The sequence below is a fragment of the Xanthomonas sp. fls2-241-TYG-148 genome (genome assembly GCF_030208815.1).
Taxonomy (GTDB): domain Bacteria; phylum Pseudomonadota; class Gammaproteobacteria; order Xanthomonadales; family Xanthomonadaceae; genus Xanthomonas; species Xanthomonas campestris.
This window is the reverse complement of record NZ_JARVTE010000001.1, coordinates 174,615-193,877: the sequence shown is the minus strand read 5'-3', so window position 1 is coordinate 193,877 and position 19,263 is coordinate 174,615. Positions and strand designations below refer to the sequence as shown.

The 19,263-nt window shown below is 66.3% G+C and carries 15 protein-coding genes; 7 read left to right on the top strand and 8 right to left on the bottom strand.

Annotated elements, in window-relative coordinates:
- From QRM60_RS00715 to QRM60_RS00705, 3 genes are read right to left on the bottom strand one after another with little or no spacing between them, the layout of a single operon-like run.
- On the bottom strand, positions 1-483 hold the full coding sequence (locus QRM60_RS00715; protein ID WP_285445384.1) for a peroxiredoxin: 483 nt from the start codon (positions 481-483) through the stop codon (positions 1-3).
- Between the two features lie 38 nt (positions 484-521).
- Complete coding sequence (locus tag QRM60_RS00710) at positions 522-872, bottom strand: ribonuclease E inhibitor RraB (protein WP_016945239.1); 351 nt, start codon at positions 870-872, stop codon at positions 522-524.
- Between the two features lie 13 nt (positions 873-885).
- Positions 886-1,512: a glycine cleavage system protein R gene (locus QRM60_RS00705; RefSeq protein ID WP_011036914.1), complete on the bottom strand. Its 627-nt coding sequence runs from the start codon at positions 1,510-1,512 to the stop codon at positions 886-888.
- Between the two features lie 92 nt (positions 1,513-1,604).
- On the opposite strand from QRM60_RS00705, the gene dapA reads away from it, so the two are divergent.
- Together dapA and QRM60_RS00695 are read left to right on the top strand one after the other, a co-directional pair.
- Positions 1,605-2,513: a 4-hydroxy-tetrahydrodipicolinate synthase gene (dapA, locus tag QRM60_RS00700; RefSeq protein ID WP_103701283.1), complete on the top strand. Its 909-nt coding sequence runs from the start codon at positions 1,605-1,607 to the stop codon at positions 2,511-2,513.
- A 16-nt stretch (positions 2,514-2,529) separates the two neighbouring features.
- Positions 2,530-3,048, top strand: coding sequence for a hypothetical protein (locus QRM60_RS00695; protein ID WP_012438549.1), 519 nt, complete (start codon positions 2,530-2,532; stop codon positions 3,046-3,048).
- A 75-nt stretch (positions 3,049-3,123) separates the two neighbouring features.
- On the opposite strand, the gene fdxA is transcribed toward QRM60_RS00695, so the two are convergent.
- The 5 genes from fdxA to QRM60_RS00670 form a co-directional block, all read right to left on the bottom strand.
- Positions 3,124-3,447 carry a ferredoxin FdxA gene (fdxA, locus tag QRM60_RS00690; protein WP_011036917.1) on the bottom strand — a complete coding sequence of 108 codons (324 nt, stop codon included), beginning with the start codon at positions 3,445-3,447 and terminating at the stop codon, positions 3,124-3,126.
- Positions 3,448-3,665: 218 nt separating this feature from the next.
- Complete coding sequence (locus QRM60_RS00685) at positions 3,666-4,544, bottom strand: 2-dehydro-3-deoxygalactonokinase (RefSeq protein WP_115555853.1); 879 nt, start codon at positions 4,542-4,544, stop codon at positions 3,666-3,668.
- Positions 4,541-5,452 carry an SMP-30/gluconolactonase/LRE family protein gene (locus tag QRM60_RS00680; protein ID WP_274348762.1) on the bottom strand — a complete coding sequence of 304 codons (912 nt, stop codon included), beginning with the start codon at positions 5,450-5,452 and terminating at the stop codon, positions 4,541-4,543. The genes QRM60_RS00685 and QRM60_RS00680 overlap by 4 nt, the downstream gene beginning before the upstream one ends.
- On the bottom strand, positions 5,446-6,594 hold the full coding sequence (gene dgoD, locus QRM60_RS00675) for a galactonate dehydratase (RefSeq protein WP_011036920.1): 1,149 nt from the start codon (positions 6,592-6,594) through the stop codon (positions 5,446-5,448). Before dgoD ends, QRM60_RS00680 begins: the two co-directional genes overlap by 7 nt.
- Complete coding sequence (locus QRM60_RS00670; RefSeq protein ID WP_076039136.1) at positions 6,591-7,229, bottom strand: 2-dehydro-3-deoxy-6-phosphogalactonate aldolase; 639 nt, start codon at positions 7,227-7,229, stop codon at positions 6,591-6,593. Before QRM60_RS00670 ends, dgoD begins: the two co-directional genes overlap by 4 nt.
- 419 nt (positions 7,230-7,648) lie before the next feature.
- Between QRM60_RS00670 and QRM60_RS00665 the strand changes: the two genes are divergently transcribed.
- The 5 genes from QRM60_RS00665 (at position 7,649) to QRM60_RS00645 (ending at position 19,235) form a co-directional block, all read left to right on the top strand.
- Positions 7,649-8,620 (top strand): LysR family transcriptional regulator, encoded by a 972-nt coding sequence (locus tag QRM60_RS00665; RefSeq protein ID WP_011036922.1) that lies wholly within the window; start codon positions 7,649-7,651, stop codon positions 8,618-8,620.
- A gap of 257 nt (positions 8,621-8,877) precedes the next feature.
- Positions 8,878-11,790 carry a TonB-dependent receptor gene (locus QRM60_RS00660; RefSeq protein ID WP_042598922.1) on the top strand — a complete coding sequence of 971 codons (2,913 nt, stop codon included), beginning with the start codon at positions 8,878-8,880 and terminating at the stop codon, positions 11,788-11,790.
- A gap of 337 nt (positions 11,791-12,127) precedes the next feature.
- Positions 12,128-14,851, top strand: coding sequence for a TonB-dependent receptor (locus tag QRM60_RS00655; protein ID WP_285445383.1), 2,724 nt, complete (start codon positions 12,128-12,130; stop codon positions 14,849-14,851).
- A 111-nt stretch (positions 14,852-14,962) separates the two neighbouring features.
- A complete protein-coding gene (locus tag QRM60_RS00650; RefSeq protein ID WP_285445382.1) occupies positions 14,963-17,218 on the top strand; it encodes a cellulase in 2,256 nt (751 codons plus the stop codon).
- Between the two features lie 103 nt (positions 17,219-17,321).
- On the top strand, positions 17,322-19,235 hold the full coding sequence (locus tag QRM60_RS00645; RefSeq protein WP_285445381.1) for a sialate O-acetylesterase: 1,914 nt from the start codon (positions 17,322-17,324) through the stop codon (positions 19,233-19,235).
- The last annotated feature ends 28 nt before the right edge of the window (positions 19,236-19,263 follow it).

Genomic DNA, 19,263 nt, shown 5'->3' with positions numbered 1-19,263 from the left:
TCACTGTTTGGCGTGCGCCTTTACTGCAGCCAGCACGGCGTCGGCATGGCCGGCCACCTTGACCTTGCGCCATTCCTGCACGACATGCCCCTCGGGCGACAGCAAGAAGGTGCTGCGCTCGATGCCGAGCACCTGCTTGCCGTACATGTTCTTTTCCTTGATCACGTCGAAGGCGCGGCACAGCACTTCATCGCCGTCGCTGACCAGCGGAAATGCAAACCCCTGCTTGGCGCAGAAGTTGTCGTGCGACTTCACCGAGTCGCGCGAGACGCCCAGGATCTTGGCGCCGGCCTTGTCGAATTCCGGCAGCAGCGCGTTGAAGTCCAGGCCTTCGGTGGTGCAGCCGGGCGTGCTGTCCTTGGGGTAGAAGTAAATCACCAGCCAGTGGCCGGCATGGGCGCGCAAGGTGGTCTGGGTGCCGCCGGACAGCGACAGCGGCAGATCGAAGGTTGCAGCGGGCAGTTCCAGTACAGCGTCGGTCATCGTTGCTCAGCCTGAAGGGGAGAGGCGGTCGGTGCCGATCAGGCCGGCCCGACGTCCATCCCATCATAAGCAGCCACATGGAAACGTTTGGCGAGTGCATCGAACGCAGCATTGCGCTGATTCAGCGTTTCCAGGGTGTGGTGTTCCAGTTTGTCCACATGCAGGAAGTACGACTCTTCGTCGTCACCATCGTCCTCGTCGCGTTCGCCGAGAAAGATATCGATGACGCGGTAGCCGTCCTTGGTCAGTTGTTCGGCCAGCTGCTGCAGCGGTTGCTGGGCCGGATCGGCAAAGAAGTATTCCCAGCGCAACGGGCCGTCCAGGTTCCAGTCGGTTTCCGAGCGGATGTGGTCGAACATCTGTTTCAGCGCGGACATCGCGATGGCCATGCGAACTCCTGTCTTAAAACTTCATCGGGTCCATGATCGCGTCGAGATTGAGGTGATCACAGAATTCCAGGAAATCATCGCGCAAGGCAGCGATGTGCATGTTGGCCGGCACGCCGATGGTCACCTGCGCAGAGAACATCTCCGCACCGGTCTGCATTGCGCGGTAGCGGGTGCTCTGCAGGTTCTCGATGGTGATGCCCTGGCGGTCGAAGAAATCGGCCAGCTGGAACAGGATGCCGGGCTTGTCGGCGGCGATCACCTCGACGATGTACGGCAGCAGATTGGATTGCGCCTGCTTGGGGCCGGTGCGGTACCACACCAGCTTCAGGCCTTCTTCGCGTTCGAGCCGCGTCAGCATGGCTTCGAGCTTGGCAACCGAGTCCCAGGAGCCGGTGGCCAGCGCGGTGACCGAGACATCGCGCCCCACGGTGGCCAGGCGGGCGTCCACGAGATTGCAGCCGCTGTCGGCGATGCGGCGGGTGACGGGCAACAGGGGGGACTCCGGATGCGTCGTGTAGGCGTTGATCAGGAGGTGGTTTTCGGTCGGCGAAGGCCGGGGAGTCGAGTCAGTCAAAGGGGCTTCCGGCATTGCATCAGGCTGAATGGCCGCCCGGGCAGGCGCCCTGGCGGTGACCAGCATACTTGCCCGTGCTTTCGCGCCGCAAGTAACATGCAGGCGGCCACAACCCGCGTGCGCGCGGGCCTTTCCTGTCACGTAAGAGCAGCAGAATCTTGTCCCTTTCCGGCATCATCACCGCGCTGGCGACCCCTTTCGGGCCGGACGGCGCACTCGACCTGGATGCCTGGCGGCGGCTGCTGGAGCAGCAGCTGCACGGCGGTGTCCAGGGAATCGTGGTTGCCGGCTCGACCGGCGAAGCGGCGGCACTGAGCGACGACGAGTACGACACGCTAGTGCGTGCGGCCGTGGCGCAGGTGGCCGGCCGGGTGCCGGTGCTGGCTGGCACCGGGCTCTCCGGTACCGCAAAAACCATTGCGCAGACCCGGCGTGCCGCCGCGCTGGGCGCGCAGTACGCGCTGGTGGTGACGCCGCCTTACGTGCGGCCCACCCAGGCCGGCCTGCTGGCGCACTTTCAGGCGGTTGCCGACAACGGCGGCCTGCCGGTGGTGCTGTACAACGTGCCGGGCCGTACCGGCTGCGACCTGCTGCCGGAAACGGTCGCTGCGCTGGTGAGCCACCCGAACATCGTCGGCATCAAGGAAGCACGCAGCGAACCGGAGCGGGTTGCCGCGCTGGTGGCCTTGCGCAGCGACAGCTTCGTGGTGCTCAGCGGTGACGACGGCAGCGCCGCGCAGTCAATGCTGGCCGGCGCCGACGGCCTGGTGTCGGTGGCGTCCAACGCGCTGCCGTCGGCCTACCGCAGGCTCTGCGATCTGGCCCGCACTGGTCAACACGAGGCCGCCAACGCCTGGGACACGCGTCTGAGCGAGTACCACAGCTTCTGCGGCATCGAATCCAATCCCATCCCCGTCAAGGCGCTGCTGCAGCGCGCCGGGATCGGCCACGGCCTGCGCTTGCCGTTGCTGCCACTTTCCGCGGCCCATCAGCCGGCCGCCGACCGCCTTGCCGCCAACGCAATTGCGTTGGAAGCGCTTTCCAGCCGCGAAATGCTCGCGGCCTGACCCAGGAGATCTATCGATGCGTCATTCCGTTTCCCCCGTCCGCGTGCTCTCGCTCGCGCTGCTGGCGACCGCCACTGTCGCCGCCACGAGCGGCTGCAGCTGGTTCCACAAGGGCGCGCGCGGCGACTATGCGCTGGCCCCGGAGGCACGTCCGCTGGAAGTGCCGCCGGATTTGAACCTGCCCGACACCTCCGGTGCCATGAAGGTGCCGACGCTGGCGTCCACCACCCAGCAGAACGCCAATACGCCGCCGTCGGCCAGCGCCAACAGCGGCTTCACCGTGCCGGGCGAGCGCGATGCGGTGTTTGCCAAGGTGGGCGACGCGCTGGCCGATATCCCGGGCCTGACCATCGCCAGCAAGGCGCAGATGCTGGGCTCCTACGACGTCACCTACGAGGGCGCCAGCTTCCTGGTGCGCGTGGTCAAGGTCGAAGCCGGCAGCTACGTCTCGGCGGTTGATCCGCGCGGCATGCCTGCCACTGCGGCGGCGCCGGTGGCGTTGATCGCCTCGCTGAAGGGCAAGTTGGGCGGCTGAGGCCGGTTGGCAGTGCAGACAGCAAAACGGGCGCCCAGGGCGCCCGTTTTGTATTTGCGGCCGGCGGCGCTGGGATCAGCGCTGCAGCAGCGGCAATTTGTCCGGCTTGCCGTCCCACTCGGCGGCGTCGGGCAGCGGCTCCTGGCGCACGGTCAGCACCGGCCAGGCCTTGGCCAGCTCGGCGTTGAGGGCAACAAAGGCTTCCTGTCCCGCCGGCACGTCGTCCTCGGGATAGATCGCGTTGGCCGGGCATTCGGGCTCGCACAGGGTGCAATCAATGCACTCATCCGGGTCGATGACCAGAAAGTTCGGGCCTGCGTGGAAGCAATCCACCGGACAGACTTCGACGCAGTCGGTGTATTTGCACTTGATGCAGTTTTCGGTGACAACAAAAGGCATGGCAACTTCCGGCGTTAAGCCGCGCAATTCTAAAGCAGTCGCGTGGTGGGTGTGCGGGTGAGGCGTGATCTTGCAGTGATTTGGCGGTGCGGGGGCGGTTGGCGGGTGCTGCCGCCTCGCGCTTGACCGGCGCTCGGGGCGCGGGCATTAGGGCGAACCTGTGCTGGTGGCGCGCGGCCCGCGCCTTCTCGCCTCACTGCGAGAAGGCGTTGCTCAGGTCAGGCAAGGCCGCGCTGTTGCGCGAGCGCGAACAGGCCGGCGGCGGCGAGGTCCTCCGGGTGCAGCTGGGAAGTCACGCCCAGGTGCTGCAACGCCAGGGCGTAGCGCTGGGCCAGGGCGGGGCTGCCGACCAGGTGCACTGCGCGGTGATCGCCGCGGTGGTCGCGCAGTTCGTGGCCGATCAGCAGGCCAGAGAGGTAGGACGGCAATGCCTGCGCGGGCAGGCGCTCGAACAGCCCCAAGGTGCGGGTGCCGAACAGGTGATGGCTCAGCCCGCCGGGCTCGGCGCTGCGCGTCACCCCCTGCAGGAAGGCGCCCTCATCCAGGCTGCCGCCGTCGTCCTGCATCAGCTTGCCCAGGATGCTGTGCTCACGGAGCAGTGCATACAGCTCGCCGGTCATGACGGTGGCAAAGCCGGTGAGCTGGCCGTGCGTCAGGCGGGCCCATTTGCTGTGGGTGCCGGGCAGGCAGGCGATGTGCTCGCCGTCGCCAAGCGCGGCGAGCAGGCCCACCAATTGGGTTTCTTCGCCGCGCATCACATCCGGAGTGCCGTCGTGTTCGCCGACGCTGACGCCGGGGACGAACCACAGCGTGCGGCCGGGGAGCAGGTCGTCGTAGCGCTGCATTGCCTGGGCCAGCGCCGCGGTGTCGGCCGGGCAGGGCAGATAGGCCTGTTCGACCCAGCCATTGCGGCTGCCGATCATGCCCGACAGCAGTACCGGGCCGTCCCAGCCGGTGATCAGCGCTTCCAGCACCGCGTTGAAGCGGCCCTGGCAGGCCAGGATGCCGTCGGCGCCGCGGCGGTGGTCGCGCACCTGGCCATCGGGCCCGAGCAGATAACCGCGCAGGCTGCTGGTGCCCCAATCAATCGCGATCATGCGCTGGCCACCCTGCTTTCGGGCAGGCCGCGCACCGGCAGGTCGCAGACGTACAGACCGCCGGCCTGCGGGGTCTGTGCCAGCTCGGCATCGCTATGGTCCAGGCGCGAGCTGATCACGTGCAGACGGTCCAGTGCAGCACCGCCGAAGGCACTGCAGGTGGGGTGCTTGACCGGCATCTGCACGATCCGCTCCACGCTGCCGTCCGGGCGATACCGCACCACGCGCCAGGCGCGCCATTGCGCGTTCCACAAGTGGCCGGCGTTGTCGATGATGGAGCCATCCGGCTCGGCATCGTCGCGATCCAGGGTGGTGAACACGCGCGTGTTGCTGGTTTGCGCGGTGGCCGGGTCGTAATCGCAGCGCAGGATCTGCGGGCGCACCGAATCGCAGTAGTACAGCGTGCGGCCGTCCGGGCTGAAGCAGATCGAGTTGGGAATGGACACGCCCGGCAACGGCAGACGACGCAGCCCGTGGCGCAGCGAGAACTGGTACATCGCCCCGCGCCCGGCCTTGTCGTCGTGCTCGTCCATGGTGCCGAACACGAAGTTGCCATGGCGATCGGCGCGGCCGTCGTTGCTGCGCGTGAGCGGGTTGTCGGCTTCGACATCGGCCAGATGGTCGAGCGGCAGCGTGTCGCCGTCGGCGTTGTCCGGGTCGGCGATGCAGATGGCCTTGGCCAGCGCGATCAGCACGCGGCCATCGTCCATTAGGCCGATGCAGCCCGGGCGGTCCGGCAGCGTCCAGAAGCGCGTCTGCGCGCTGCCGGGGTGATGCCGCCACAGGCGTTTTTCGCTGATGTCCACCCAATACAGCGCTTCACGCTGCTCGCACCACAGCACGCCTTCGCCATGCGTGCAGCGGCTGTCGACGGCCAGGATGGCGGTGTGGTCGGCGGTGCTCACCATTCGGCGATGCTGCCGTCGGCGTGACGCCACACCGGGTTGCGCCAGTCCGGCGGATTTTCGTTTGCGCGCTTGAGCATGTCTTCGTTGATCTCCACACCGAGCCCGGGCTTGGGCAGTGCGGCAATGCTGCCATCCACACAGTGAAAATCTTCTTTGTTGATGACGTAATCGAGCAGGTCGGCGCCTTCGTTGTAGTGGATGCCGATGCTCTGTTCCTGCAGCACCGCGTTGTGCGAGACGAAGTCCACGTGCAGGCAGGCGGCCAGCGCGATCGGGCCAAGCGGGCAGTGTGGTGCGAAGCCGACATCGTAAGCTTCGGCCATGGCGGCGATCTTGACGCATTCGGTGATGCCGCCGGCATGCGACAGGTCCGGCTGCACCATGCCGATGCCGCCGGCGCACAGCACGTTCTTGAACTCGAAGCGAGAGAACATGCGCTCGCCGGCAGCCAGCGGAATGCAGGTGCTCGCGGCCAGGCGCGGGTAGTACTCGGCCTGCTCAGCCAGCACCGGTTCTTCGACGAACAACGGTTTGAACGGTTCGAGCTCGCGCAGCAGCGCCTTGGCCATCGGCGCACCGACGCGGCCGTGGAAGTCGATGCCGAAATCGATGCTATTGCCGAAGGTCTCGCGGATTTCGGCCACCTTGACTACCGCCGCATCGACCGCACGCGCGCTGTCGATCAGCTTCATTTCCTCGGTGCCGTTGAACTTGAAGGTGTCAAAGCCCAGCGCACGGTAATCGTTGATCTGCGCGATGATCGCGCCCGGGCGGTCGCCGCCGACCCAGCGGTAGGTCTTCATGCGATCACGCACCAGCCCGCCCAGCAGCTCGTACACCGGCACGCCGAGCGCCTTGCCCTTGATGTCCCACAGCGCCTGGTCGATGCCGGCGATGGCGCTCATCAAAATAGCGCCGCCTCGGTAAAAGCCGGCGCGGTACATGGTCTGCCACAGGTCATTGATGCGGGCCGGATCCTTGCCGACCACGTAGCCGGCCAGCTCGTGCACAGCGGCTTCCACGCTGCGCGCACGGCCTTCGATGACCGGCTCGCCCCAGCCGGTGATGCCCTCGTCGGTTTCGACCTTGAGGAACAACCAGCGCGGTGCGGCGTGGTAGGTGGTGAGGCGGGTGATCTTCATCCTTGCAGTTCCTGGTAAGCCTGCACAAAGGCGCGTGCATGCGTCTGGGTTGTTTCGAGGGATTGGCCGGGTTTGTACAGTTCGCCGCCGATGCCGGCGCCGGCGGCGCCCTGCGCCATGAAGCCGGCCAGGGTCTGCGGGCTCACCCCGCCGACCACATAGACCGGCACGTGGGTCGGCAGCACCGAGCGCAAGGCGCGCACATGCGCCGCGCCATAGGTGGCCGCGGGGAACAGCTTGAGGATCTGCGCGCCGGCGTCGATGGCATCGAAGGCTTCGCTGGCGGTGGCAAAGCCGGCCACCACGGTCAGCCCGCGCGACACCGCGTGGCGGATCAGCGAAGGCCTGGTATTGGGGGTGACGATGAAACGCGCGCCGATCTCGGCCAGCGTGTCGACGTCTTCGTTGCGCAGCACGGTGCCGGCGCCGATCCAGGCACGCGCGCCGTAGCGCTGCTGTGCCAGGGCAATGCTCTCGGCCCAGCGCGGCGAGTTGAGCGGGATCTCGATCGCGTCGAATCCGGCGTCGATCAAGGCACCGACATGCGCCAGCGTGTCTTCCGGGGTGATGCCACGCAGGATGGCGACCAGCGGCAGGGCGAACGGGTTGAACACGGGGGTGGTGGATGCAGTCATCGGGTTACTCGCACTAGAGCGGAATACAGCCATCGACGGCCAGGCGGCCCTCGATGTCGGGGGAAGGGGCGCGGCTGCGCGATCGGGCAGGGCAGGCGGTGCGCGTTGCAGACCCGGGCACGGAGGCGGCGGCACGGCGCACACTACGGCTGCCCGGCGCGGCAATTGCCGCAAGCACGGGCGCAGGCCGGCTGCCTGCGGTTGGCCGGCAAGATGGCGTCATCGTCTTCCTCCTCGGCGGTCATGGCATCCGCGTGTTGCCGCCATCTGGCGGGCAACCACGACTGTTCTGGCCGCGCCCGGGAGGTAGGGGCTCCTGCTGCGGCGCTCGATAGCCTCGCGCGGGGAGATATGTGCTGCAAATGAAATTTTCGGCATATTCTATTCCTCCGACGAATACACGTCCGCGACGGCACCCCATGGCAAATTCCGGTACTCCCTGGTTCAACGCAGCCCGGCTCAAGACCCGCCAGCTGTTGTTGTTGTTGCATCTGCACGAACAGCGCTCGGTCCTGCGTGCGGCCGAGGCCGCCAGCATGACCCAGCCGGCCGCCTCCAAACTGCTGGCGGAAATGGAAGACATGCTCGGGGTGAAGCTGTTCGAGCGCCACGCGCGCGGCGTAGAGCCCACCTGGTACGGGCACGTGCTGATCCGCCGCGCCCGCGCGGCAATGTCGGAGATCGGCCGGGCGCAGGAAGAGATCGCCGCGTTGCGGGCCGGCCGCATGGGCCAGGCCTCGATCGGCACGGTGGTCAATCCGGGCACCAACCTGGTGCCACAGGCGATCGCCGAGGTGAAACGCGAGTTCCCCGACATCCTGGTGCGGGTGGAGATGGACTACAGCCGGCCGCTGGTGGCCAAGCTGCTGGATGGGCAGCTGGACATCGTGATCGGCCGCATCCTGGGGCCTGAAGGCGTGGGCGAGCTGGAATTCGAGCCGTTGGCCGACGAGCCGCATTCGGTGATCGCCCGCGCCGGCCACCCGCTGGCCAGCCGCGCCAACCTGCAGCACGCCGATCTGGTCCGCCACGGCTGGATCCTGCCGCCGGCAGACAGCGTGCTGCGCGCGCGGCTGGATTCGATGTTCATGGAGCACGGCGTGCAGACCCCGACCAATGCAATCGAGACCTCGTCGCTGCCGGTGACCTCCACCTTGCTGCGCGGCAGCGACATGCTGACCGCGCTGCCGGTGGAGTCGGTGGCGCCGCTGATCCAGGCCAAGTTGCTCACCGTGCTGCCGATCGAATTGGGCGTGCGGATGGAGTCGTTCGGCATCATCCGTCGGCGCGATTACATCCTGCCGCCCGGCGCCGAGCGCATTTTGCAGGCGCTGCGCAGCACCGCGCGTCGCCTGTATCCGGGCCTGCGCAGCCCGGAATCGCCTGTCTAAGCAGGCTCTTCCATTTCCATTCCTTTTTGGTATACCAGCCTGTGAATTTTTCATTGGCTGGCGCTAGACCGGGCGCCTATACCTGTGCGTCAGATCGCACGCTGAAGCGCACGTGAAGTCGGGCAAGTGATCGGCGGCCAAGCCGCCATGTAGTGGGAAGCGGAACCGGGCCCCAGTGCCCAGGTCCCATCGATCACGCGACCCCATCGGTCGCGACAACCAGTCTTCAGTCGTCTTGCGTCCTGGGAGGGATTCGGATGTACACATTTTCCAGCCATGCTTCGGCAGGCACGGGCGCGCGTGCGCGTCGTTTGGTTCGCCTGCGTCACTCCGCCATGGCCATCAGCATCGGCGTGCTGCTCGCGGCACCGGCCTATGCTCAGCAGGCGCCACTCACCAACGCTGGCGGCAGCGCGGTGGACCTGGATACGGTGGAAGTGCGCGGTGTGCGCGCCAGCCTGATCAAGTCCCAGGTGATCAAGCGCGACGCCACCCAGATCGTGGATTCGGTCAGTGCCGAAGACATCGGTGCCTTGCCCGACCGCAGCGTCACCGAAACCCTGCAGCGCGTCAGTGGCGTCACCATCGACCACTTTGCCGCCCGCAGCGACCCGGACCATTTCTCCGCCGAAGGCAGCGGCGTGATGATCCGCGGCCTGACCCAGGTGCGCGGTGAGCTCAACGGGCGCGACATCTTCAGCGCCGCCAGCGGCCGTGGCCTGAGCTTTGAAGACGTGCCGGCCGAACTGATGGCCGGTGTGGACGTGTACAAGAATCCCTCGGCCGAGATCATCGAAGGCGGGCTGGGCGGCACGGTCAATCTGCGCACGCGCATGCCGTTCGACAATCCAGGCCGCATCGTCGGTGGCAATGTCGATTACAACTACGGCGACATGAGCAAGAAGTACAAGCCGTCGGCCTCGTTCCTGTTCAGTGATCGCTGGAACACCGGCATCGGCGAAATGGGCTTCATGATCGACATCGCCCATTCGGAGCTGGCCACGCGCTCGGACGGCATCCAGGTCGAGCCCTATGTGCGCCGCACCGACGACGCGGTGCTGGCCGGTAGTGGCCGCAGCGAGGTCTATGTGCCGGGCGGGGTGAACTGGCGCCAGCTGGATTTCGAGCGCAAGCGCGACGGCATTGCCGCGGCCTTCCAGTGGAAGCCCAGCGATGCCACCGAGATCTATGCCCAGTTCCTGCGCTCACGGTATGAGATGAACTGGCAGGAGCGCGCGGCGTTCTTCAACGACAGCAACAACAGCATCACCCCGGCGCCGGGTACCACCTTCGACTACGACGATCGCGGCGCCTTCCTGCGCGGCTCGCCGGTGTCCAGCTCGTGGCGCGGCGCGCTCACCGGCGATGGCGTGCGCTTCAACACCGACAACCGCTATTCCGAACAACGCACCACCACCACCGACCTGTCGGTGGGCTTCAGCCACTTCTTCAACGACAACCTGCAGATCAAGGGCGACATGCAGCTGGTGCAATCGGAGAACGAGCAGCTGGATTTCACCGTGTTCAGCGCCACCTATCTGCCGGGGCTGACCTACGATGTCTCCGGCAAATATCCCAGCGTGCAGATCGCCAACCCGGCGTTCACCCAGGACCCGTCCAATTACTTCTGGGCGGCGGCGATGGACCACCTGGGCAAGAACCGCGGGCGCCAGCTGTCCACGCGCGTGGATCTGGAATACACCTTCGATGACAGCAGCTGGCTGCGCTTTGCGCGCTTCGGCATGCGCGCCACCGACCGCAACCAGATCAACAAGAATTCCGGCTACAACTGGGGCGTGATCTCCGACAACTGGGCCGCCATTCCGGGCACCAGCAACGGGCTGGCCAACATGTCGGACTTCATGACCGACCAGTCGTCGTTGTTCACCTTTTCCAACTTCTTCCGGGGCGGCGTGAACGTGCCGACCACGCTGGTGGTGCCCAACAGCAGCCTGGTCAACAACTACGGCTCCGCCTCGCAGATGATCCAGCAGATCGTGGCGCTGCGCGGTTATGGCTGGGCACCGGACACCTATCAGCCGCAGGACACCAATCGCCAGTACGAGCGCACCCAGGCAGCGTATGCGGCGCTGTACTTCGGCAACGACGAAGCGTGGGGCATTCCGGTGGACGGCAATATCGGCGTGCGCGTGGTGCAGACCAAGACCCAGGCCGAAGGTTTTGGCCAGTTCCAGAACCTGGCCGGGCTGAACGTCTCGCCGGAGTTGCAGGCGCGCTACACCGGGCAGTACTTCGACAACAATTCGCAAGGCAGCTACACCAACGTGTTGCCCAGCCTGAATCTGCGGCTGCGTTTCAGCGACAGCCTGCAATGGCGTTTTGCCGCCTCCAAGGCGATGGCGCGCCCGGACTACACCCAGCTGCAGCCGTACGTGTTGCTCAATGTGGAAACCAACGACGCCGGCCAGGCGACCGACTTCGTTGGCACCGCCGGCAACCCGAACCTCAAGCCGATGGTGGCCAACCAGTTCGACACCGCGCTGGAGTGGTACTTCGACACCAGCGACATGCTCTACACCACGCTGTTCTACAAGAAGGTCAAGGACTACTTCTCCACCCAGACCCGCAGCGAGATCTACGACAACCGGCCGTGGCTGGTGACCCGCCCGTACAACATGGACGAAGGCACCATCCGCGGCGCCGAGTTCGGCTACACCCAGTTCTTCGACAGCCTGCCGGGTTGGCTGAACGGGTTCGGCATCAATGCCAACTTCACCTTCGTCGACAGCAAGGGCGGCGCCAACACTGCCACCGACCCGTACACCAACACCACGGTCACCGGTGTGGAGTTGCCGCTGGAGGGTTTGTCGCGGCGGAGCTATAACCTGGCTGGCATTTATGAGAAGGGGCCGCTGTCGCTGCGCCTGGCCTACAACTGGCGCTCGCGCTACCTGCTGACCACCAGCGATGCGGCCACCCGGTTGCCGACCTGGGCCGATGACTACGGCCAGCTCGATGGCTCGTTCTTCTACCGCTTCAACGACCATCTGCAGCTGGGGCTGCAGGCCAACAACCTGACCAACACCGTGACCAAGGTGCTGATGGGGCCGACCTCGTACGAGGGCGGCGAAGTGGATCCGCGGCTGTACACGCGCTCCTCGTTCGTCAACGACCGCCGCTACTCGCTGGTGCTGCGCATGAATTGGTAGTGCGCCGCGTCACGCGGCAAGTGTGCGCGGGCTTGCAGCTGCAGGCCCGCGCGCCCGCTGCCGCGGCGCGAAGGCCGCAATGCCAGAGACAGCAGGTTTCTCCGGCTTGCTATAGTCGTTTTGAATACCTTTCCAGGAATATTTCATTGGTGTGGCATGACAGGCCCGCCCTATGCTCCCGCCGCAGCCGCTAGGTAAGCCTTGTTGGGATTACCGCGCATCCACCAGCCCAAGGCCCTTGCCGCGGCCGGATGTGGCAGCAACGACGACAGGGCAGGGCGTTCGCGCACCTGCCCGCCAAAAAATAAGCAGTACATGCGTCCTGGGAGGGAGCACCATGTCAGTGCAACATCGCCACATTCCGGCAGGCCGGGCTGTGGGTCAGCGTTCGATCCGTGAATTCCGCCGCTCCGTGATGGCCATCAGTGTGGCCACGCTGCTGAGCGCGCAGGCCTATGCGCAGGATGCGACCACCACTGCCTCACCGGCATCGGATGCGACCACCCAGCAGCTGGACACCGTGCAGGTCACCGGCACGCGCAGCAGCGTCACCAAGGCGCAGCTGGTCAAGCAGAACGCCGAGCAGATCGTCGACTCCATCGTCGCCGAAGACATCGGCAAGCTGCCCGACAACAACGTCGCCGAGGCGCTGCAGCGCATCTCCGGCATCCAGATTTCGCGCAACTACGGCGAAGGCAGCTCGATCGCCATCCGCGGCCTGACCCAGGTGCGCACCGAGCTCAATGGCCGTGACATCTTCACCGCCAACGACGGCCGTGGCCTGAGCTTCGAAGACGTGTCGGCCGAACTGCTCGGCGGCGTCAACGTGTACAAGAACCCGTCGGCCGACATGATCGAAGGTGGCCTGGGCGGCACCGTCGACCTGCGTACGCGCCTGCCGTTCGACTACGAAGGCCGCAAGATCGCCGGCAGCGTCCAGTACAACTATTACGACCTGGCCGACGACGGCAAGCCGGCGTTCTCGGGCCTGTTCAGCGATCGCTGGCAGACCGGCATCGGCGAGATCGGCATCCTGGTGAACTACTCGCAGCAAAAGAGCCCGTTCCGCCAGGACACCATCTCGATCGAGCCGTGGTACACCCAGACCGACCTGCCAGGCTACGAAGGCCAGGGCGTGTCGGTGCCGCACGGTGCCGGCATCAACACCACCATCGGTGAGCGCGAGCGCAAGACCGGCGCGTTTGCGATGCAGTGGCGCCCGAACGATTCGGTCGAGGTCTACACGCAGGTGTTGCGTTCGGACTATGACTTCAGCTGGCACGATTACTCGTTCTTCGCGCTGACCGGCGCCAACCCGATGCAGGGCTTGCCCGGCATCCAGGTCAACGACCGCAACGAGTTCGTCAACGGCTCGTTCCAGAACGTGCCGACCGAATCCAACACCAGCCTGACCGAGCGTCACTCGGTGACCACCGATTACTCGCTGGGCGCCAAGTGGACGGTCAACGAGAAGCTGACCCTGAGCACCGACTTCCAGTATGTCGATGCCACCACCACCGGCACGCGCTACATCGTGGCGACCGGGCAGGACAGCAGCCCGCAGTTCAACGTCGACTTCCGTGGCGATCTGCCGCGCCTGTCGGTCACCGACGCCAGTGGCGCGGAAGGCTACCTGGCCGACGTCAACAACTATGACGGCTGGCGCTGGCACCTGGACAACAAGGACGACAACAAGGGCACCGAGTTCGCCTGGCGCGCCGACATGGACCTGGCGTTCGACAGCGACTTCGTGCGCAGCTTCAAGGCCGGCGTGCGCTACACCGATCGCGATGCCGAGACCAAGGGCAACGTGTACCGCTTCATGTGCATCAACGATTGCTCGGGCACGCCGTTCTCGCAGTTCCCGAGCATCGGCGTGGTGACCAATCCGATCACCGATTTCTTCCGCGGTGAAAGCAGCACCTTCGGCCGCACGCTGACGGCATCGGATGCGGCAGTGGCGAACTACGAGCAGACCCTGGCAACCTTCGGCGGTACCCCGCTGGAGTTTGCGCCGAACAACATCAACACCCAGACCGAGAAGACCTACGCGGCCTACGGTGTGTTGCGCTTCGGTGTGGACAGCGATTCGATTCCGTTCGACGGCAACATCGGCGTGCGCGTGGTGCGCACCGAAGTCGGCTCCAACGGCGTGCGGACCGGTACCGATGCCGAGGGCGGTGGCCTGATTCCGGTGGCTGCGCAGCAGACCTACACCGACGTGCTGCCGAGCTTGAATCTGCGTTGGATGCTGAGCGATCAGCTGCAGTGGCGTTTTGCGGCCTCGCGCGGTATTTCGCGTCCAACCTTCGACCGTCTCAACCCGAACCTGAGCCTGAGCACCGGCACCTCGAACGGCGCTTCGACCTTCACCGGCACCGCGGGTAACCCGAGCCTGGAAGCGGTCAAGGCTGACCAGTTCGACACCGCGCTGGAGTGGTATTTCGGCCAGGGCTCGATGATGTACGGCACCCTGTTCTACAAGAAGGTTGAAGGCTTCATCGCCAACGCCGTCTTCAACGAGGTGTACGACGGCCAGGTGTGGCAGATCACCCGTCCGGTCAACGGCGATGCCGGCAAGATCCGCGGCGCGGAACTGGGCTACACGCAGTTCTTCGACTTCCTGCCGGGCTGGCTGAGCGGCTTCGGCCTGCAGACCAACTACACCTACGTCGACAGCGAGGCGCCGAGCCCGACGGCCACCGACACCAACGGCCAGTCGCTGACGGTGCCGCTGGAAGGCCTGTCCAAGAACAGCTACAACGCGATCCTCAGCTACGAAACGGCGCGCTTCCAGGGCCGTGTGGCCTACAACTGGCGCAGCGACTGGCTGGTGACCACCGCGGGCAACGGCACCGGCAACCTGCCGGTCTACAACAAGGGCTTCGGCCAGTTGGATGCCTCGCTGCGTTTCAACATCAATGATGTGTGGTCGATTTCGCTGGACGGCGTGAATCTGCTCGATACCCGTCGCGAAAGCTACCTGGGAACCGAGTCGCGCTATCGCGACTTTGTGATCAACGATCGTCGGTATGGCCTGACGTTGCGGGCCAGCCTGTAGAACGCGCCGTAGGAAGTGCGTCGCCGGTCCGGCGAGCTGTGCAGGCAGCTCGTTGGACTGGTGTTTTTCCTATCGACGGCGTTGCCGTCGATCGCGAGGGGAGCCGGAGGAATGATCGCAATGATCGATCCGCCTACTAAGCGCCGCACCACCACAACAGGAGCATGGCTGGCTGTCTTGAGCCTGCTGCTGTTGCTCTTTTCGACGCCCAGCGTGCGTGCGGCCGAGCCCGCCACGTCCGGGCCCTACCAGTGGCGCAGTGTTGCCATTGGCGGTGGCGGATTTGTCACCGGTGTGTTGTTTCATCCCGCCGAACGTGGTCTGGCCTATGCGCGCACCGATGTGGGTGGCGCGTACCGCTGGGATGCGCAGGCGCAGCAGTGGACCGCGCTGACCGACTGGTTGGGCGCTGACGACTGGAACCTGATGGGCATCGACGCATTCGCCGTCGATCCTGCCGATGCCGATGCGCTGTATCTGGCGGCCGGCACCTATATGCACGAACGCGCCGGCAATGCCGCGGTGCTGCGCTCGTTCAACCGCGGCCGCACGTTCGAGCGTGCCGACCTGCCGTTCAAACTGGGTGGTAACCAGCTGGGCCGCGCCAATGGCGAGCGGCTGGCGGTAGACCCACACGATGGCCGCGTGCTGCTGCTGGGCTCGCGCGATGCCGGCCTGTGGCGTAGCGACGATCGCGGCGCGCACTGGGCGAAAGTGGCGTCGTTTCCCGACGCCGCGCTGGCCGGTGCCACCGCACGCAATCATGTTGGGCGCGAGCAGGCGGTGGGGATCGCCTTTGTCGTGTTCGACGCAGCCAGTGGCAACACCGGCACGCCAACACCGCGCATCTACGTGGGCGTGTCCACCGAACAGACCAGCCTGTATGTGTCCGAAGATGCCGGCCGCAGTTGGGCGCCGGTGGCCGGGCAACCACGCGGCCTACGCCCGAGCCACATGGCCGGCGGCAGCGATGGGCACTGGTATCTGAGCTATGGCGACCAGCCCGGGCCGGATCTGATGGCCGGGGGAGCCTTGTGGAAATTCACGCCGGCACAGGGGCGCTGGCGCGAGATCAGCCCGATTCCGCAGCCAGCCAGTGGCGATGGATTCGGCTGGGGCGCGGTGGCGGTGGATCCGCAAGATCCGCAGGTGCTGCTGGCCAGCACCTTCCGCCGGCGCACGCCGCGCGACGAGCTGTATCGCAGCGTGGATGGTGGCAAGCACTGGACGCCGTTATTGGCCGATGCGGTGTTCGATCACAGCGCCGCGCCGTGGACCGCACATGCCACGCCGCACTGGATGGGGGCGCTGGCGATCGATCCGTTCGACGGCAACCACGCGCTGTTCGTGACCGGCTACGGCATCTGGGCCTCGCGCAATCTGCAGGATTTCGCCGCACCGCAGCGCCCGCTGCAGTGGTGGTTCCAGGACCGTGGGCTGGAAGAAACCGTGCCGCTGGACCTGCTCAGCCCGATGGCCGGCGCGCATTTGCTCAGCGCACTTGGCGATATCGATGGCTTCCGGCATGACGACCTGGACCGCGCGCAGTTGCAGTACGCCGGCCCACGGCTGACCAATGGCGAAAGCATCGATGCCGCCGGCCAGGCGCCGCAGTGGGTGGTGCGCAGCGGCACCGTGCGCGATCGCCGCAGCAACGAAATCCGCGCGCTGTATTCGCGTGATGGCGGCAAGCAGTGGACGGCGTTTGCGAGTGAGCCGCCAGCCGGGCAGGGCGCCGGCAGCATTGCCATTGGGGCCGATGCGGCGCAGGTGGTGTGGGCACCGGCGCGCGGCGGCAATTGGCGCACGTCCGACTTCGGCGCGCAGTGGCAGCGTGTGGACGGCCTGCCGGACACCGCGCTGGTGGTGGCCGATCGGGTGGATGCACGGCGCTGGTATGCGGTGGATGTCGCCAGCGGGCAGCTGTACGAGAGCACTGATGCCGCGCGCAGTTTCCGTGCGACCGGTGTGCAGGTGGGCAGCCCGGCGCGCGATGAGCGCACCCGCCCGCAGCTGCGTCCGGACCCGTGGCGCGCAGGCGTGGTGTATCTGGCCAGCCCCGGCAAGGGTGTAATGCGCTGGCAGGACGGCGCGCTGCAGGTGCTCTCACAGCCAGACGAAGCGCGCTCGCTCGGCATCGGCAAGGCGCTGCGTGCCGGTGCGCCGCCGGCGCTGTATCTGGCCGGGCGCGTGCAGGGCGTGGATGGCGTGTTCCGCTCCGACGATGGCGGCGTGCAGTGGCAGCGCATCAACGATGACGCGCACCGCTTCGGGCGCCCGTACAGCGTGACCGGTGATCCGCGCATCGCCGGGCGTGTGTACTTTGCCACCGGCGGCCGCGGCATTTTCTACGGCGATCCGAGATGAGCAGTGCATGCCTGTCCGCGACGTCCTGCTGCTTTACCGTGTACGGCGCCGCCGGCCTGGCCGCTGCGGGCGCCGTGACACCGCCGACCCTGGAGATCACCGCATGACCCCGTCCCACATTTCCCGCGCCTGCCTGCTGGGTATGTTGTTGGCCAGCGGCAGCGCCGCCGCGCAACCGAGCCTGCCGTTGCTGTTTGCCGATGGCGCAGTGCTGCAGCGCGATGAGGCAATGCCGGTATGGGGCTGGGCCACGCCCGGCGCCGCAATCACGGTGAGTTTCGATGGCAAGCAGGCCACCGCCAAGACCGACGCGCAGGGGCAGTGGAAGGTTCGCTTGCCTGCACACACTGCCGGTGGCCCGTACATGCTGAGCGTGCGTGGCGACGGCGGCGCGCTGCAGGTGCGCGACGTGCTGGTCGGCGATGTCTGGCTGGCCAGTGGGCAATCGAACATGGAGTGGCCACTGGCCCAGGCCAGCGATGGCCCGCAGGCGGTGGCGGCGGCCAACGATGCGCAGCTGCGCCACTTCAAGGTGCCCAAGTCGTGGTCGGTGCAGCCGGAGGCCAAGCTCACCGGTGGCGACTGGAAAGCGGCCACGCCGGAGAACGCAGGTGCGTTTTCGGCGGTGGGCTATTTCTTTGCGAAAGAGTTGCGCGCCAGCACGGGCGTACCGATCGGCATTGTCGACAGCACCTGGGGCGGCAGCGCGATCGAGGCGTGGATGGACGCGGCCTCGCTGGGCCTGAAAGCCGAGCAAAACCAAGGCGCGATCGAGGCGATCAAGCAGCGCGATGCGGCCGCCCAGGCCGCCACCGGCAAGCGCATCGGGCGCTGGCCCAGGGTTGAAGGCGACACCCCGCAGTGGCGCACGCCCGAATTCGATGACCGCGACTGGGACAGCATCCCGGTAACCCAGCAGTGGGAACTCAGCGGCTATGAGGGCATGGACGGCATTGCCTGGTACCGCACCACCTTTACCCTGACCGCCGCCGAAGCCAGAGCCGGCGTGCAGTTGGGCGTGGGCCAGATTGACGATTCCGACATCACCTACGTCAATGGCCAGCAGGTGGGCCAGACCGAGAAACAGTGGAACCTGCCGCGTGTGTATGCAGTGCCGGCGGCGGCGCTGCGGGCCGGCGTCAACCAGATCGCGGTGCGCGTGGAAGACCTCAGTGGCGGTGGCGGCATGCACGGCCCGGACGAACAGCGCTTCGTGCAGGTCGGCAGCACCCAGCGTTCCCTGACCGGCTGGAAATTCCGCCCGGCGCAGGTGCGCGTGTCGCTCACCGACAACAAGAACCAGCTCCCCACGCTGCTCTACAACCAGATGATCCACCCGCTGCAGCCCTTCCCGGTCAAGGGCGTGATCTGGTACCAAGGCGAAACCAACGCCACCGACACTGGTGCGGTGAAATACCGCGACCAGTTCGCCGCGATGATCCAGCAGTGGCGCGCCGAGCGCGGTGCCAAGCGGTTGCCGTTCCTGTGGGTGCAGCTGGCCAACTTCAAGGCCGGCGGCGACACCGGCGATCTGAGTCCGTGGGCGCTGCTGCGCGAATCGCAGTCCAAGACGCTGGCGCTGCCGGCGACCGGGCAGGCGGTGATCATCGACATCGGCAATCCCACCGACATCCACCCCACCAACAAGCGCGACGTGGGCCATCGCCTGGCGCTCGCTGCGCGGCATGTGGCCTACGGCGAAACGCTGGTGTACAGCGCGCCGGTGTTCGCCCGCGCCAGCTATGCCGATGGCCAGGCCAGCGTGCAGTTCGATCTGCAGGGCAGTGCCTTGCAGGTGCGCGGCGGCGGTACGTTGCAGGGCTTTGCGGTGGCCGGTGCGGACAAGCGGTTCCACCCGGCGCAGGCGCGCATCGCTGGCGACCGGGTGATCGTGCGCAGCCATGCGGTGGCCGCGCCGGTGGCAGTGCGCTACGGCTGGAGCGAAAACCCCGCCGCCGCCAACCTGGTCAACCGCGAGCAATTGCCCGTTTCCCCCTTCCGAACCGATACCTGGTGACACGGAGTCCTATGTCCATGCATTCCCC